The sequence below is a fragment of the Pseudomonas sp. K5002 genome, assembly GCF_013386655.1.
Classification (GTDB): Bacteria; Pseudomonadota; Gammaproteobacteria; order Pseudomonadales; family Pseudomonadaceae; genus Aquipseudomonas.
The window spans coordinates 1-1,799 of the sequence record NZ_JACARK010001155.1 but is presented as its reverse complement, the minus strand read 5'-3'; the positions used below and the strand labels follow the sequence as shown (position 1 = coordinate 1,799).

Annotated in this window: 2 protein-coding genes; both read left to right on the top strand. The window is 62.3% G+C overall.

Going from position 1 to position 1,799, the window contains the following annotated elements; translation table 11 throughout:
• Positions 1 to 578 (top strand): alpha/beta fold hydrolase (locus tag HX846_RS34335; RefSeq protein WP_178967162.1); only part of this gene is annotated, 578 nt, incomplete at its 5' end.
• A 98-nt stretch (positions 579 to 676) separates the two neighbouring features.
• Positions 677 to 1,799, top strand: a 1,123-nt coding sequence (gene dctA, locus HX846_RS34330) for a C4-dicarboxylate transporter DctA (protein ID WP_178967161.1), incomplete at its 3' end; no start/stop codon positions are given.

The window sequence follows — 1,799 nt, the reverse complement described above, 5'->3', positions numbered from 1 at the left end:
TGCTGGCCCACGACCGTGGCGCCCGCGTCGCCCATCGCCTGGCTCTGGACCACCCCAAGGCCGTGCAGCGCATGGTGCTGCTGGACATCGCACCAACCCTGTCCATGTACGCCCAGACCGACGAAGCCTTTGCCCGCGCCTACTGGCACTGGTTCTTCCTGATCCGCCCGGCGCCGTTGCCCGAGAGCCTGATTGAAGGCAACCCGGAACTCTACCTGCGCAGCGTCATGGGCAGCCGCAGTGCCGGGCTCAAGCCGTTCACCGATGAAGCCTTCGCCGAATACCTGCGTTGCCTGAAACTGCCCGGCACCGCCACCGGGATCTGCGAGGACTATCGCGCCGCCGCTGGCATCGACCTTGAGCACGACCGCGCCGATATCGACAAGGGCAACCACCTGGAGTTGCCGCTGCTGGTGATGTGGGGCGCCGAAGGCACCGTCGGGCGCTGCTTCGAACCCCTCAAGGAATGGCAGAAAGTCGCGACCGACGTACGTGGCAAGGCCCTGCCGGCCGGCCACTACATCGCAGAAGAAATCCCTGAAGTGCTGCTCGGCGAAGTCCTGACCTTCCTTCGCTGAGCCTTTATGAACCGCTGACCTGACCGATCCCGCCCCGCAGGCTTGAAACAGCCTGCGACGGGATCTGCTTGCCCAAAAAACGTCTCGAGATAATAAAAATGACAATCAGAAAACTGCTGGGAACCCTGTATGTGCAGGTGATCATCGCCATTGTGCTGGGCGTGTTGATCGGCAACCACTGGCCTCAGGTGGGCATCGACCTCAAGCCGTTGGGCGACGGGTTTATCAAGCTGATCAAGATGATCATCGGCCCGATCATCTTCTGCACCGTGGTCTCCGGCATCACCAGCATGCACGACGTGAAGCAGGTGGGCCGCGTCGGCGGCAAGGCGCTGCTGTACTTTGAGATTGTCTCCAGCATCGCCCTGGTAATCGGCATCCTCGCCGCGCACCTGCTGCACCCCGGCGTGGGTTTCAATATCGACGTGAAGACCCTCGACACCTCCGCCATCGCCGGTTTTGTCGGCCAGGCCGAACACGGCGAAGGCGTCACCGGGTTCCTGATGCATGTGATCCCCACTACCTTCTTCGACGCCTTCTCCAAAGGCGAAATCCTCCCGGTACTGTTTGTGTCGGTGCTGTTTGGCCTCGGGCTGGTGATGATCGGCGAGAAGGGCCGGCCCCTGGTCGGCGTGATCAACCAGGCCAGCGAAGTGTTCTTCCGCATCGTCGGGATGATCAGCCGCGTCGCGCCGATCGGGGCCTTCGGGGCCATCGCCTTCACCATCGGCAAATACGGCCTGGGCTCGCTGCTGCCGCTGTTGAAACTGGTGGGCACGTTCTATGTCACCGCGTTTTTCTTCGTCGCCGTGGTGCTGGGCAGCATCGCCCGGTATGTGGGGTTCAGCATCTTCAAGCTGCTGACCTACATCAAGGCTGAACTGTTGATCGTGCTGGGCACCAGCTCCTCCGAATCTGCGCTGCCGCAACTGATCCAGAAACTTGAAAGCCTTGGCGCGTCCAAAGGCGTGGTGGGGATCGTGGTGCCCACCGGCTACACCTTCAACCTGGACGGCACCAACATCTATATGACCCTGGCGGTGCTGTTCCTGGCCCAGGCGACCAATATCGACCTGACGCTGGAGCAACAACTGACCCTGCTGGCGGTGGCGATGCTTACCTCAAAAGGTGCCGGTGCGGTGGTGGGCGCAGGTTTTGTCGCGCTGGCCGCCAGCCTCGCGGTGGTGCCGACGGTGCCGGTGGCGGCGATGGTGCTGATCC